The sequence below is a fragment of the Nocardiopsis ganjiahuensis DSM 45031 genome (assembly GCF_000341085.1).
Lineage (GTDB): Bacteria > Actinomycetota > Actinomycetes > Streptosporangiales > Streptosporangiaceae > Nocardiopsis > Nocardiopsis ganjiahuensis.
Genome location: NZ_ANBA01000009.1, coordinates 262,977 through 277,006 on the forward strand (window position 1 = coordinate 262,977; position 14,030 = coordinate 277,006).

The window sequence follows — 14,030 nt, forward strand, 5'->3', positions numbered from 1 at the left end:
CTTTCCGGTCGACCTAAGTTCCGTGTTGGTTCCGGGTTCCCCGTTCCGGCCGGGCGACCTGTCCGGCGCTAGAGCTTGCGGAGCCGGGGCAGGACCTCGGTGGCGTAGAACTCGAAGAAACCGTCCTGGTCGTCACCGACCTGGCAGACGTACACCTCGTCCACACCCGCCTCCAGGTAGGGCGTGATCGCGTCGACGTGGGTCTGCGGGTCCGGTCCGCAGGTGATCTCCTCCGCCACCATGTCCGGGGTAATCAGGGAGCCGGTGAGCTGCTCGAAGTGGCGCGGCAGCGGCAGCAGCTGCACGGACTCCCCCGGCAGCGCGTCGGTGGGCCAGCGCTCGTGCGCCGTCCGCACCGCTTCCTCCTCGGTGGCGGCCCAGCAGACCTTCAGACCGCCCTGAACCGGTTTGCCCTCGCCTCCCCAGGCGCGGAAGTTCTCGATGGTCTCGGTGCTGGGCGCCACCTGGATGAGACCGTCGGTCGCGCGCGCGGCCAACTCGGTGGCCTTGGGCCCGAAGGCCGACATGTACACCTGCGGCGGTTCCTCGGGCAGCGTGTACAGGCGCGCGGTGTCGACCGTGAAGAACTCGCCCCGGTGGCTGACCAGCTTGCCGCCCCAGAGCTTGCGCATCACCTCGACGGCTTCCTCCAGCTGCGCGATGCGCCGTGCCGCGGGCGGCCAGGCGTCGCCGAGGATGTGTTCGTTGAGCGCCTCCCCGGTGCCCACCCCGAGGGTGAAGCCGCCGTTGGTCATGATCGCGGCGGTGGCGGCGGCCTGGGCGATGATCGCCGGATGGATCCGCGTGGTCGGGCAGGTCACCGCGGTGGTGACGGGCAGGGAGGTGACCTGCCCGATCGCCCCGACCACCGACCACACGAACGACGCCTCTCCCTGGGCGCCCAGCCAGGGGTGGTAGTGGTCGGAGATCCACAGGGCGTCGAAGGAGGCCTCCTCCGCCGCACGGGCCTGGCGGACCAGTTCCCGCGGACCGTGCTCCTCGCTGGCGAGGAAGTATCCGAAACGCGTCATTCCCCCGAATCCTCTCTGCCGTGGCGCGCGGTGCGCGGCGCCTGGGCCGTTCGGTGCACGGGCCTGTCCGATGCGCGGGTCACCGGGTCACTCGGAGCTCCGTTCCCCGGTGCGCCGGTCCTCGCGTTGTTCCTCGGCGCGCGAGCGCTGGTTCATCTGACGGCCCGCCCGTTCGTTGAGGACGGCGACGGTGTTGACCACACGGCCCAGCCTGCTGTCACCCGCCTCCGAGCCGAGGCGTTCCTCCACCTGCCCCGGGGTGTCCGGCAACAGCCACCCGACCAGCCGCATCGCCTCCTGGGTGAGCCCCGGCGCGATTCCGCGTGCGACCAGGCCGAGCCGGGCGGTCGGGGTGATCACGAGGAACCCCTTGCGTCTGGCCGTGGCGTGCACGATGTGGCGGGCGGCGCGTTCGACGCTCACACTGAGCAGCGGCAGCCCGGCGGCCAGCGCGAACCACGCGTACTCGCGTTCGGGGTCGCCCCGGAAGAGCACGCCCCGGTGCGAGCCGGTGCGCATCAGCCCGGGCACGACGGTGGTGACGCGCACCCCGGTGCCCGCGGTCTCGGCGGCCATGCCCTCGGACAGCGCCGCCCAGGCGTGTTTGGCCGTGGAGTAGGGCAGCATGTGCGGCACCGACAGGTAGGCGCCGATCGAGGTGATGTTGACGATGCTCCCCCGGGTGGCGCGCAGCCGGTCGACGGCGGCCCGGGACAGGTGGAAGGGGCCCCAGAACATGATGTCCATGGCCTGCCGGAAGTGCTCGTCGGTGAGTGCATCCTGCGGACCGACCAGCATGGTCCCTGCGGAGTTGACCAGCACGTCGAGACGGCCGAAGCGCTGTTCGGCCTCGTCGAGCAGCGTCTCCACCTGCTCCGGGTCGGTGACGTCGCAGACCACGCCGTGGGCGTCCACGCCGCGGCCGGTGAGTTCGGCGACCGCCCGGTCCAGGTTCTCCTGCCCGCGGGCGCAGATGACCACGGAGGCACCCGAGGCCCCGAACTCGCGGGCCAGCTGGAGGCCGAGCCCGCGGGAGCCACCGGTGATCAACACGACCTTGCCGGACATGAGCCCCGAGCGGCGGCGTTCGGACAGTGCGGAGGCGCCGACGCCGATGACGGCTCCGGCCGCGCCCCAGGCGAGGAGTTCGAGGTTGCGTCCGCGAGCGGGTTCGGGTGTCGGCGCGGACCCGTACCTGCGGCGGGCGCGGGACCACGCCCAGCGGGCCCCGGCCAGTGCGAGCGGCGCCTTCCAGCTGATCACCGGTCACCCCGTTCCGCGGCGGTGCGGGCCGAGGGTGTGCGCTGGACCTGCTGCATGTGCTCCCCTGTTCGTCGGATGCGAGCGGCTGGGGGATGTGGGTGCTCCGGTACCCGGCACGGATCGGCCGAAAACAGCAACTGGGAAGAGATGGGGAAACCCGGGTGTCGGTGTTGGAATGGCCCCGGTGTCACGAAGGCCCGGGCCGGCATTCCGGAGCGAGCCCTGGAGCGGGCCCCGACCAGGTCAGGGAACCAGCCCGTGGACGGCGTGGGGTCGGTCGGCGGTGTTGTCGGGAGCGTGGACATAGGAGACGACGGCACCCGGTACGGCGAGGACACGGTGTTCGACACCGTCGGCCTCCGGGACCTCCTCACCGTCGAACCGGATCCACCGGAGGTCCTCCTCTTCGGCCTCACCTCCCAGAGGCACGACCAGCAGGGCACGTTCGCTCCTGGCCTCAGCAGTCAGGTGGCGCACCGCACGGGTGGAGACCAGGGCCTCGGCGAGCGGGAGGGCCCCACTCAGTTGGAAGTAGGACCCGGGCGCCGCGACCCCGGTCTCCCTGGTGACCTCGCCGCCGGCATCGGTCTCCAGCACGAGCGCGGTCCGTTCCTCTTCGTCAGCGTCCCTGAGGACCACGGTTCCACCGGTGTCGGCTGCGAGGACCTCGCCCGACCGCGACGCGGCGTCCTCGGCCCCCTCTCCACGAGCCTCCACCGGTTCCCCGGTCTCCAGGCCGTGGAGTCCGTGCCCTGTCACGACCACGGCTTCGCAACCCAGCCACTCCCTCCCCTGCCGGACCCCGGGGGCGTTGACCGTCATCGGCTGCCTCGGCGCCCACTCCTGCCGCCACAGCTCCTCGCCGGTGGCGGTGTCCAGCACGATCAGTGTTTCCAGGGCGTCGTCGGGAACGTCGCTGTCACCGGCTCCGAAAGCCGGCTCCCCGTCGGAGATGTGGCCCTCGTCCAGACAGATGCGGGCCACCAGCAACCGGTCGCCGTGTCCGCGGATCCCATCACCACCGGCTGTGAGGCAGACCCGCCCCTCCGGGGAATCCTCCAGCGGGAACTCCCACAGCCGTTCGGTGGAGTCGGTGGCGTAGGCGGTCACCACGGCCCCGCCGGTGCCGTGTTCGAGAAAGAAGCGCCCCTCCGGGGTCAGGTGGCTGCCATGCTCGGGCCCGTCCTCTCCGAGGCCGGGCATGACGGCGTCCCGCACGACCTCGCCGGTGGCGGCGTCCAACACGACCAGGGTCTGGTCCTCGTCAGGCCGTGCCTGGTGGAAGAGGTGGACGTATCCCTCGTCACCGGCGAAGAACCCGGTCTCACCGTTGCGGGCGTACGGCAGCCGGTAGCTCCAGAGCTCCTCTCCGGTCTCCCCGTCCAGGCCGACGAACCCGTCCTCATAGCGCACGATCGGCCCCTGCGGCCCGCGCCCCATGTCGACGACCGGGTGCTCGGGCTGCCAGATCCATCCCACCCGGGTGACGTCGGCGGGCACCGGCGCGGGTTCACGGCCCGCGTTCGTCACGGTGTGCTCGACCAGCAGCAGCCGGGACAGAGCCGGGGTCAGGGCCATGACCAGCACCACCACGAGTGCCCCGGCACCCACTCCGAGCAGCGCTCCCGGCCACCGTCTGATCTGCAGAGCCGAGGAAGCACCGAGCAGGAGGACCAGGCCCAGGGCGACCAGGCAGACCGCGACCGACAGCTCCACGGCCGCTGCGGGAGGGGCTCCGCCGGCAGCATGCCGGGCCTCGGAGTCCAGGTGCCGGGTGGGAAGGACGATCCAGGCCAGGAACAGTCCCACAGCGGCCACGCACACCCGGAACAGGAACTGCCCGCGTTGGGGGCGCTCCTCGGGACGGGCCTCGGGGTTGGCCGCACTCAGCAGCAGGGCGAACACGGTCAGCAGGGCGATCAGCACGGCCGCGCCCAGCGGCCAGGTGAGTTCCGTGGAACGGGGACTGTGCGAGCTGAGCCCCGCCAGCGGTTCCAGCGCCAGGACCCCGCCGCCGACCAGCACGGCCAGCCCGGCCCAACCGAACACCCCTCCGAGCCGCCCGCCCACACCCGCACCTCTTGTCCTGTCGCGCCCCTGTTGTCGCGCCGCATCCTAGAGGTGTGTCGGGCCGGAGTTCACCGCGGGTACGGGGTTCACTGCGGGTGGGGGGCTCGGAGGGTGCGGGGTTCAAGAGGGCGAGGGCTCGGGCCCGTCGGTCAGCGCAGGACGAACTCACCCCCGGGGCCGCGCAGGTCGGCCTCCAGCAGCGGTTCGGGGCCCTTGCGCAGGTCCAGGTCCACACCGAGCGCTGCCAGGGCCGGGGCCAGGGAGTCGGGGTCGGGGTGCTCGGCGCGCACGGCGAGGAGTTCGAGCGCGGGCAGGTCGCCCAGGCCGGGCTGCGGCGTCCGGCCCCAGTCGATGAGGAACGGGACCGGCGCCGGGTAGACGTCCGGTTCGCGTTTGGCCAGCAGCCAGCGCAACACGGTGCCGTCGGGGGTGGTCCGGGACCACGGGTCGACGTCGCCGGGGTCGTGGCCCACCGCCCGGGCCCGCTCGACGACGGTGGAGAGGTCGTCCTCGACCCGCACCGCGAAGGTCGCCAGGCGGGGCCGGTCCAGGTCGGCGAGGCCGAACACCCGCACCGGGCCCGGGTCCTCCCGGTCGGGGTCGGGGCCGACGATCTCCAGGTAGTAGGGCGCGCGTCGGCCGCCCACGGTCAGCGCCACCAGGAAGTTGGCCGAGCCCACCGGGTGCGCGCCGCCCCGTACGGGAGCCACCCCGGTGCGTTCGGCGAAGGCGGCCGCACCGGCCTCGAGGTCGGGTACGGCGTACACCAGGTGGTCGAGCGTGCTCGGGAAACTCATCGAACCCTCTCCTTGTCGATCGGTTCCCGAGCCTCTCACTGTTCCCGGGCGCTCTGCTCAGGAACAGCGGCCTCCGTGCCGAGGACTCACAGGACCGCTTCCCCGAAGGAAAGCCGCCAGGGGCACCGGGCCGCTCCGGCCCGCGGTTCCGCACCCGGTCCCGGGAGAGGGCCTGTACCGGGAGGCGGCCTGCCGGGGCACCCCGGACCGGCACCGGCCCGGGAACGGGTGCGCCGGAGGCCGTCACGGCCCCCGGCGCCCTCACACGTCAGCTCTCCTTGAAATCCTCGCGGCTGACGGACTCCTCGTCCATGCTGTCCTGGAGCTCGGCTTCCATCTCCCGCCGCGTGTCCGGCTTGCGGGGATCGTCGCTGTGGTCTTCCTGTACGACCTGGTCGGTGTCGTGCGTCTTGGGCCTGGACTCTTCCGGGACACTCATCTGCGGTCTCCCCCTAGTAGACAGCTGATTCCGGAGTTCCTCCCCTACCCGGGGGCACCCGCGGCCACACGCCATGGCGCCCGGAGCCCGGCAGGATTCCCGTTCGGTCCGGACAGACGCCCTGACAGCGGCGGACGGCCGCCGGGAACAACGGTTGATACGTCCGTGTACCCGGGAGTAGCGTTCACCGGGTGACGACCCCCCAGTCAGCCGTCCGCACCCCGGTGCGCAGCCACGGCGCCCCCTGCCCCCGGCGGACCCTCCCGCCCTCCTGCCGACCGCTCGTCCGTCGGCCGCCCTTCCTTCACCCCGGGGACCCGCGGTGAACGCGCCGCCCGGTACGCCGCCGAGCGCGCCGCTGAGCCGGCCGCGCCTCCTCGGCTTCGGCGTGGGTTCGGTCGGCACGGGTGTCTTCTCCGCCCTGCCCGGCCTGCTGCTCCTCTACTACCTCACCGACGTCCTCGGGGTGGTCGCCTGGCTCGCCGGGCTCGTGCTGGTCCTGCCCAAGTTCTGGGACGTGGTGATCAGCCCCGTCATCGGCGCCGCCAGTGACCGCGAGGCGGTGCGCACCGGAGGGCGTTCACGGCTGATGTTCGCCGGGGCGCTCCTGCTGCCCGCGCTGTTCGCCGCGATGTTCGCGGCCCCCACCGCTGAACCGGCCGCCTCCGCGCTGTGGGTGCTGCTGGCGTTCGTCCTGGCCACCACCGCCTTCTCCCTGTTCCAGGTGCCCTACATCGCGCTGCCCGCCGAGATCTCGCCCCTGCGGGACCAGCGTTCGCGCGCCATGTCCTGGCGGGTGGTCTGCCTGACCCTGGGCATCCTCGCCGCGGGCGGGCTCGCCCCCGCTGTGGTCGAGGCGGGCGGCGACGGACGCACCGGACACCTGCTCATGGGTGCGACCATCGGCGCGGTCCTGCTCCTGGCCATGGGCGGGGCCACCCTGAGCACCCGCTGGATCCCCAGCAGACCGGGGCCCGACCCGCTCGGGCTGCGCGCGGCCTTCCGCGCCGCACGCGGCAACCGGGTCTTCTTCCTGCTGGCCCTGACCTTCTCGGTCCAGTCACTGGGCATCGCCGTGATGCTCGCGGGCGCCCCCTACATCGCCGCCTACCGGCTGGACGACTACGCGCTCACCTCGGTGATGTTCGTGTGCATGGTCGGCCCCAGCCTGATCGCGGTCCCGGCCTGGGCCGCGGCCGCACGGAGGTTCGGCACGGTGCGGTGCTTCCTGATCGCCACGATCGGCATGGCCGCCACCGCCGTGGTCCTGTTCCCCGTGGTCGACACCGAGTCCGTACCGCTCGTGCTGGCGGTGACCGGCATGGTGGGGGTCTTCTACACCGCGCTGCAGCTGCTGCCGCTGTCCCTGCTGCCCGAGACCGTGCGCGACGACGCCGAACGCAGCGGCCAGGCCCAGCCCGCCACGTTCACCGGGCTGTGGTCGTCCGCGGAGACCACCGCGATGGCCCTGGGGCCGGGGGTGTTCTCCGTGGTGCTGACCGCGGTCGCCTTCCGCGCCTCGGACGCCGAGACCGCGGTGACCCAGCCGGCCGGCGCCCTGACCGGGATGTCCGCCGGGTTCACCCTGCTCCCGGCGGTGTTGTTCCTGCTGAGCCTGCCGTTCCTGCTGGCCTTCCGCCGCCGGGTGAACCCGCGGCCCGGGGCCGCCACAGAGGAGGAGAACCACCATGTCGCCTGAGCCGAACCCGGGCCCGCCGAACCCCGTTCCGCCGAGCGGCGGGCTCCCCGAGGCGGGCCGGTCCACCGACGACCTGCTCGCCGAGCTCTCCCGGCTCAAGGAGGGCGACCTCCCCGTCCGCGAGGGCAAGGTGGCCGCCTACGTCTACGATCCGGGCCGGCCCGAGGTCCGCGAGGCCGGGCACCGCGCCTACATGGAGATGCTGGAGGTCAACGGGCTGGACCCGACCGCCTTCCCCAGCACCGTCGCTCTGGAGCGGCAGGTGGTGGGGGCGGTCGCCGGTGCGCTGGGCGGGGACGCGTCGACCCCCGGGATCTTCACCAGCGGCGGGACCGAGTCGATCATGCTCGCCGTCAAGGCCGCCCGGGACACCCGAGGGCCGGCGGCAACGGCCCCCGGCTCCGGGCGCGGACGGATCGTCCTCCCCGTGACCGCGCACCCCGCCTTCCACAAGGCCGCGCACTACCTCGGCCTGGACACGGTGAGCGTGCCCGTGCACCCCCGGACACTGCGCGCCGAACCCTCGGCCGTGGCCGAGGCGATCGGCCCGGACACCGTCCTGGTGGTGGCCTCGGCGCCGTCGTACCCGCACGGGGTGATGGACCCGGTCGAGGAGATCGCGGCGCTGGCCGCCGAACACGGGGTGCTCTGCCACGTGGACGCCTGTGTCGGTGGCTGGGTGCTGCCCTGGCTGGAGGGGGTGCCGCCGTTCGACCTGTCCGTCCCCGGGGTCACGTCCATCTCCTGCGACCTGCACAAGTACGGGTACGCGCCCAAGGGCGCCTCCGTGGTGCTGTTCGCCGACGAGGAGCTGCGCCGCGGCGCGTACTACGCGAGCGCGGACTGGCCCGGGTACACCGTCATCAACTCGACCGTGCAGAGCAGCAAGGGCGCCGGTCCCCTGGCCGGGGCCTGGGCGACCCTGATGGCCCTCGGCGCGTCCGGTTACCGGGAGCTCGCCGCCGACGCGATGGCCGCCTCCCGGCGCCTGCGCGAGGGTGTCCGGCACATCCCTCAGCTGCGGGTCCTGGGTGAACCGGACGCTCCCCTGGTGGCGCTGGCCTCCGCCACCGACGACCTGGACGTCTTCGTCCTCGCCGACAAGGTGGCCGCGCACGGCTGGTTCCTCCAACCGCAGCTGTCGTACGCGGGCATCCCGCCTAACCTGCACCTGACCCTGACCGGCGTGTCCCTCGCCGGTGTGGACGCGCTCCTGGACGTGCTGGCGAAGGCCGCAGAGGAAGCGGAGGGCATCCGCCCCGACGTCCCCGAAGGCCTGGCCGAGGTGATCGAGGGCCTGGACCTGTCCGCCCTCGACGACCGGACCTTCGTGGAACTGCTGGGATCCGTGGGTGTGGAGCTCGGCGGCCCCGCGGGTTCGGGGATGTCCGTGGTCAACACGGTCCTCGACGGCCTGGCCCCCGCGACCCGCGAGGCCCTGCTCGTGCGCTTCCTGTCCGCCCTCAACTCCCCGCACGCCACAGGTTGACCTGAACCCCGGTCGAGTTCCTACTCTTGCGGCACCACCAGCCCGAGAGGGGAACACATGAGCGTCACCTGGGCCTACCTGTACGAGCACCCCGACACCGACCCCGTGGCCGACCGGACCGAGATCGACCGCGCCGGACAGCGGACGATCCTGGTCCCGGTCGCGGACTCCGCTGCCGCGCCCGGGATCGCCGCCGGCCTGGCCGAGGAGGGGGCCGCCCTCATCGAGCTGTGCGGAGGTTTCAGCCTGGAGGCCGCCGCCGCGGTGCGCGCGGCGGCACCCGCCCACGTCGCGATCGGACACGTGGTCTTCTCCGCGGAGTCGGTCCGGGCAGCGGCGGCCTACAGTGAGGCGGCGTCGTCCTGATCAGACCCGGTCCGCGGGGAACCCTCCCGTGGCGACCGGCCCCCACCTCTCGGGGGTGACGCGCACCAGGGCCTTGCCCTGGCGGCGCATCGCCTCGCGGTACTCGTCCCAGTCCGGGTGCTCGCCCGCGATCACCCGGAAGTACTCCACCAGGGGCTCGACCGCGTCCTCGCCGTCGATGACCTCCGCGGAGCCGTCCACCTGCACCCAGGGCCCGTCGAAGTCCTCGGAGAGGATGACGACGCTGACCCGCGCGTCCTTGCGGGCGTTGCGCGCCTTGGCCCGCTCGGGGTAGGTGGAGACCACGATCCGGCCCCGGGTGTCGACGCCGCAGGTGACCGGCGAGGCCTGCGGGGAACCGTCGGCCCGCCTGGTCAGAAGGAGCGCCTTGTGCCGGGGCCGCGCGAACTCCAGGAGTCCCTCGAGGTCGACCTCGGTGTTGGTGGCGATGTTCGGTGCCATGTGTCCGCTTCCCAGAAGAGGTTTCGCTGCGGCGCCAGGCTATCCAGACCCGGGCCGCCGAGGAAGCCACTCGCCCCGGGCGCGGCCGAGCCGCGTCAACACGTGTCGTACACGTATCCGGGGTCGTCGGGGGCCACCAGTTCGAGGTCCCGCAGGACGACCCCGTCCGGCACGGAGGCGTCGGCGCACACCTCGTCGAAGGTGAGACCGGCGCCCTCCAGGTCCTCCGGGTACTCCACGGCCAGCACGTTCCCAGCGCCGTAGGCCTCGGTGTACAGGTCGCACTCCGCCCAGGCCGCGCAGGACTCGGTGACGGCGAAATCGAACCCGGCCCCGTCCCTGCCGCGTTCAGCCTCCTCCGCCGCGTTCTTCTGGGCGGCGGCCAGCCCCCGGTCATGGGCCGAGGCGACGAGTTCCTCGGCCAGATCCAGGTTGTCGTCGATGCTCAGCAACCCACCGGAGCGCAGGTGGGAGTCGAGGTTGTCGAACTCCACCGCGTCGAACCCCGCGTCGGCGCACCGGTCGAGGGTTGCGGTGAGAACCTCGGCGATCCGCTCCCGCCCCTCCCGCGTGGAGGTGTCGAGCAGCATTTCACCGGGCCACCCGGGGTCCTCGACCAACTCCCCCGCTTCGTCCCGCAGCAGCAGGCCAGGGGCCTCGTCCAGCCAGCGTTCGAGCTCCCCGGGCTGGGTCTGGAACCCATTGACGTAACAGACCGAGTAGGTCCCCGGCTCGGGCTCGGCGGACGAGTCCCGCACCACGGTGGTGACCCCCTCCGGCGGCGGATACGAAGCGCCCAACTGGTAGTCGAACCCGCCCTCGGGCAGAAGCCCCTCCGGGTCCCCGGTGGCTGTCGTGCCGACCGCGCAGCCGGCGAGAAGCGCGGCCAACACGAGCGCGCCCCCGGCGAGACCTACGGTTCGAGGACCCACGACGGCCTCCCAGTTTCCCGGCGACAGGACAGATTCCGCGGCACGGAGGAGAACCGGGCCCGCGACGCGCCCCGGCCACCGCACCGGAGCCCAGTCAAGCACCACCCGGGCGTCCCCGTGCCACGGAGGGCGACCGCGGGAGCCGGTCGGCGGGCGACGCCGAACCATCGGAGCCGCGACCCGGAAGGCCCACCGGAACCGGCTGTTCCTGTTCCGGCACGAGCCGGTGACAGTTCGGCTCACCGGGTTCCGTAGAGTGCCCGTGACCTGTAAAAACCTTTGACCAGTACGTATCACCGCAGGCCGAAGTCACCCTGTTCACCCCTCACACCAGGAAATGGCGTCACCCGGGCCCTGTGGCCGCACTGAGGATTGGAGCCCGCCCGCTCATGGCAACGCCCGAAGAATCCGAGCACGGGGAGCGCGTCGCCCGTTGGGAACGACGCCTGGAGGTGCCCATGCTGCTCCTCGCGAGCGCGTTCCTGGTCGCCTACGCCTGGCCGGTCATCGAATCGGACATGGGACACAGCATGGAGACCCGTCTGCAGATCCTGTCGTGGACGGTGTGGGCCGCGTTCGCGGTCGACTTCGGGATCCGGCTCTGGCTGGCCGAGAACCGCCCCCTCTACGCGCTACGCCGGTGGTACGACGTCGTGCTGGTGCTCCTCCCCATGTTCCGTACGCTCCGGCTGCTGCGCATGCTCGCCCTCATCCGCATGCTGAACCGTTCGATGGCCGGGGCACTGGCCGGACGCATCTCCCTCTACGTGGCCATCACCTCGGCACTGACCGTCTTCGTGAGCGCCATCACCGTGCTGGACGCGGAACAGAACGCGCCCGGGGCCAACATCACCGAGTTCGGGGACGCCCTGTGGTGGGCCGTGGTGACGGTGACGACGGTCGGTTACGGCGACTACTACCCCGTCACGTTCGAGGGCAGACTGGTGGCGGTGGGCCTGATGGTCATCGGCATCGCCCTCGTGGGGGTGCTCACGGCAGCCGTGGCCTCCTGGTTCATCAGGAACGCGAACCTGAGTGAGAGCGCCGACGCAGAAGCGCAGGCCGCTCCGGAGCCCGGCCAAACGGAAGACGAGGGTGAAGGCGCCGCCCCGCGCAGCGGCAGTGCCCCGAGGGCTGAATAGCCCGACCGCGTACATCACCGCTGACGGAAGACCATCCCCGCGTGCGCGGGGAGCAGTGCTCGGCGGCGCGGATGATCGCGTCTACCTCGGGTCCATCCCCGCGTGCGCGGGGAGCATAGTGGTGGAGGTTCTTTTTCAAAGTACGCCAATGCTCGCAGATCTGGTTACCTCTATGAACTGAGAGCGACCACCTCCGCTACGTTGTGTCGCCATGAGGAACTTGGTGTGGCAGTGGGTCGTGGGATCGCTTGTCGTAGTCAGCGTGGTCGGATGTTCTGCTTCGGAGGCCGAAGACGTGGCCGAGCCAGAAGTAGTGACTGAACCTGAAGAGGCGGGACCACCGTCGGCCTCTCAGCAAGTCGGCGTGGTCTACTCGGCTTTCGGAAGTGGGCCCAATGCTCTCGACTATGAGGTGCGGGTTGAGATGGGTGAACCTCTGGCGCCGGGAGTGTTCGGGTGTGATCTGGCCACATTCGAGGACGAGGTCATCGTGCCGTTCACCATGACCTTGGTGCACACCCACGAGACCGCTCACGCGGCGCTGACCGTTGAGGAGACCGGGCCCGACGGGGAGCCGATTCGGGTGTACACCCCCCGACACATGAAGGTCGAGGCGGTTGGAGAGGCAGGCCCGGTGCGGTGGGCGCCCAAAGCGGGCACCACATGCACCGACCAGCCCGACATGGAGTCGTATGTCTCGCTGGCATGGCAGCCGGGCGAACAGGCGGTCATGCCGGGATACCTAGCTGGGGTACCCGAGGCAGACCCGACCGGATCCGGTCTGATCATCGAGATGACCCGAGACTCTTGGGAGATCCATCAGGGGGAGCCCGAACCGCTCACCGTGACCTACTGACGAGCATGAACCTGCTTCAGGATGGAGAACGGTGGGCCAAGGGGGCGGGAAGGGAAGGGCTGTAGCGTGCCCACTTACCCCCGGACAGCGTCGCCCATCGCTCCATCGTTGTTGGGGAGAATCCGAGTAGTTGGCCGATCACCGTGGGTGGGAGCTGGCGTACGTAATCCAGCAGAGCACTGTTACGCGCCGACCGAACCTCGATACCCAACGCGGTGAGCCTGCGAGCGAGGCTGCGGGGGTGCAGGGAACGGCCGGGGAAGAGGCAGCCCGACCAGCCTCGCCTCGGGCAGGGATCCGGTCCATCCCCGCGTGCGCGGGGAGTAGTCGGGGCTTTCCTCGTCGCTCTTGATTCGGCCGGGTCCATCCCCGCGTGCGCGGGGAACAGGGTGCGCTCGGCCTGGAAGTGTTCGGTGGCCTGGGTCCATCCCCGCGTGCGCGGGGAGTCAGGTGTCGGGTGGGGCGGATGGCTTCGTCGTGGCGGGTCCAACCCCGCGTGCGCGGGGAGCAGGTCGGGCCCTTGCCCCAGGAGGTGGACGTCCGGGGTCCAACCCCGCGTGCGCGGGGAGCAGTCCGACCAGTCCGGCCGGAGCGTGGACGTGCGGGGTCCAACCCCGCGTGCGCGGGGAGCAGTCCGTGGACAGGGGCGCCCAGCGGCGCCAGCTGGGTCCAACCCCGCGTGCGCGGGGAGCAGCCCGTTTACCCTGGTCCACACGGGACATAGGCGGGTCCAACCCCGCGTGCGCGGGGAGCAGCGGAACACGAACGCGTCCCAGACCGGTTCCGTGGGTCCAACCCCGCGTGCGCGGGGAGCAGCCGCAGATCACGACCCGAGATCCCCTCTGCCTGGGTCCAACCCCGCGTGCGCGGGGAGCAGACCACGGCGGCCAGGTCGTCCAGGCCGAGACCGGGTCCAACCCCGCGTGCGCGGGGAGCAGGCCCTCAAGCGGTGGCAGGACGGCGGCCGTGAGGGTCCAACCCCGCGTGCGCGGGGAGCAGATGAGTCCTCCGGGGGAGTCGGTCAATTGCTGGGGTCCATCCCCGCGTGCGCGGGGAGCAGGCGCTGGGGTTCACCGCCTGGAGCCACTGGTGGGGTCCATCCCCGCGTGCGCGGGGAGCAGACGAAAGGGAAGCCGCTGCACTCGGCGTCGAGGGGTCCATCCCCGCGTGCGCGGGGAGCAGATCATCGCGGCCGCCTTCGCTCCCATGGCGCTGGGTCCATCCCCGCGTGCGCGGGGAGCAGGACATCACCCGCGCGGACACGGCGTTTCAGCAGGGTCCATCCCCGCGTGCGCGGGGAGCAGGTGACCCGGTGCCCCGGCCCGCCATGGGTGGTGGGTCCATCCCCGCGTGCGCGGGGAGCAGGAGGATCACGAGGTCGCCAGCTACCGGCTGGTGGGTCCATCCCCGCGTGCGCGGGGAGCAGTGCTCGGCGAGCCACATGGCGACCTGCGGGTAGGGTCCGTCCCCGCGTGCGCGGGGAG

At 71.7% G+C, this 14,030-nt stretch carries 12 protein-coding genes and 1 CRISPR repeat array (1 of these 13 only partly in view); of the genes, 5 read left to right on the forward strand and 7 right to left on the reverse strand.

Going from position 1 to position 14,030, the window contains the following annotated elements; genetic code table 11:
- Positions 1–68 precede the first annotated feature (68 nt).
- From D458_RS0112350 to D458_RS36965, 5 genes are all read right to left on the reverse strand, one after another.
- On the reverse strand, positions 69–1,031 hold the full coding sequence (locus D458_RS0112350; protein ID WP_017587063.1) for a TIGR03557 family F420-dependent LLM class oxidoreductase: 963 nt from the start codon (positions 1,029–1,031) through the stop codon (positions 69–71).
- An 87-nt stretch (positions 1,032–1,118) separates the two neighbouring features.
- On the reverse strand, positions 1,119–2,294 hold the full coding sequence (locus D458_RS0112355; RefSeq protein WP_017587064.1) for an SDR family NAD(P)-dependent oxidoreductase: 1,176 nt from the start codon (positions 2,292–2,294) through the stop codon (positions 1,119–1,121).
- 243 nt (positions 2,295–2,537) lie between these two features.
- Positions 2,538–4,364 (reverse strand): PQQ-binding-like beta-propeller repeat protein, encoded by a 1,827-nt coding sequence (locus tag D458_RS0112360; protein WP_017587065.1) that lies wholly within the window; start codon positions 4,362–4,364, stop codon positions 2,538–2,540.
- A 149-nt stretch (positions 4,365–4,513) separates the two neighbouring features.
- Positions 4,514–5,161, reverse strand: coding sequence for a VOC family protein (locus D458_RS0112365; RefSeq protein WP_017587066.1), 648 nt, complete (start codon positions 5,159–5,161; stop codon positions 4,514–4,516).
- 268 nt (positions 5,162–5,429) lie between these two features.
- Positions 5,430–5,600: a hypothetical protein gene (locus tag D458_RS36965; protein ID WP_017587067.1), complete on the reverse strand. Its 171-nt coding sequence runs from the start codon at positions 5,598–5,600 to the stop codon at positions 5,430–5,432.
- A gap of 322 nt (positions 5,601–5,922) precedes the next feature.
- Here D458_RS36965 and D458_RS33430 point away from each other — a divergent pair, with 322 nt between their 5' ends.
- From D458_RS33430 to D458_RS0112385, 3 genes are read left to right on the forward strand one after another with little or no spacing between them, the layout of a single operon-like run.
- Positions 5,923–7,299, forward strand: coding sequence for an MFS transporter (locus tag D458_RS33430; protein ID WP_017587068.1), 1,377 nt, complete (start codon positions 5,923–5,925; stop codon positions 7,297–7,299).
- A complete protein-coding gene (locus D458_RS0112380) occupies positions 7,289–8,788 on the forward strand; it encodes a pyridoxal phosphate-dependent decarboxylase family protein (protein ID WP_017587069.1) in 1,500 nt (499 codons plus the stop codon). The genes D458_RS33430 and D458_RS0112380 overlap by 11 nt, the downstream gene beginning before the upstream one ends.
- A 57-nt stretch (positions 8,789–8,845) precedes the next feature.
- Positions 8,846–9,154: a DUF6506 family protein gene (locus D458_RS0112385; protein WP_017587070.1), complete on the forward strand. Its 309-nt coding sequence runs from the start codon at positions 8,846–8,848 to the stop codon at positions 9,152–9,154.
- Here D458_RS0112385 and D458_RS0112390 read toward each other — a convergent pair whose 3' ends face one another.
- Positions 9,155–9,616, reverse strand: a complete 462-nt coding sequence (locus D458_RS0112390) for a PPOX class F420-dependent oxidoreductase (protein ID WP_017587071.1) — start codon at positions 9,614–9,616, stop codon at positions 9,155–9,157. It lies immediately after the preceding gene.
- A 95-nt stretch (positions 9,617–9,711) separates the two neighbouring features.
- Positions 9,712–10,548 carry an endo alpha-1,4 polygalactosaminidase gene (locus D458_RS0112395; RefSeq protein WP_026119233.1) on the reverse strand — a complete coding sequence of 279 codons (837 nt, stop codon included), beginning with the start codon at positions 10,546–10,548 and terminating at the stop codon, positions 9,712–9,714.
- A 389-nt stretch (positions 10,549–10,937) separates the two neighbouring features.
- On the opposite strand from D458_RS0112395, the gene D458_RS0112400 reads away from it, so the two are divergent.
- Positions 10,938–11,690, forward strand: a complete 753-nt coding sequence (locus D458_RS0112400; RefSeq protein WP_026119234.1) for a potassium channel family protein — start codon at positions 10,938–10,940, stop codon at positions 11,688–11,690.
- A gap of 211 nt (positions 11,691–11,901) precedes the next feature.
- Positions 11,902–12,546, forward strand: coding sequence for a hypothetical protein (locus D458_RS36355; RefSeq protein WP_152521122.1), 645 nt, complete (start codon positions 11,902–11,904; stop codon positions 12,544–12,546).
- 298 nt (positions 12,547–12,844) lie between these two features.
- Positions 12,845–14,030: direct repeats of the CRISPR family, unit length 29 nt; unit sequence GGGTCCATCCCCGCGTGCGCGGGGAGCAG (it continues 2,689 nt past the right edge of the window).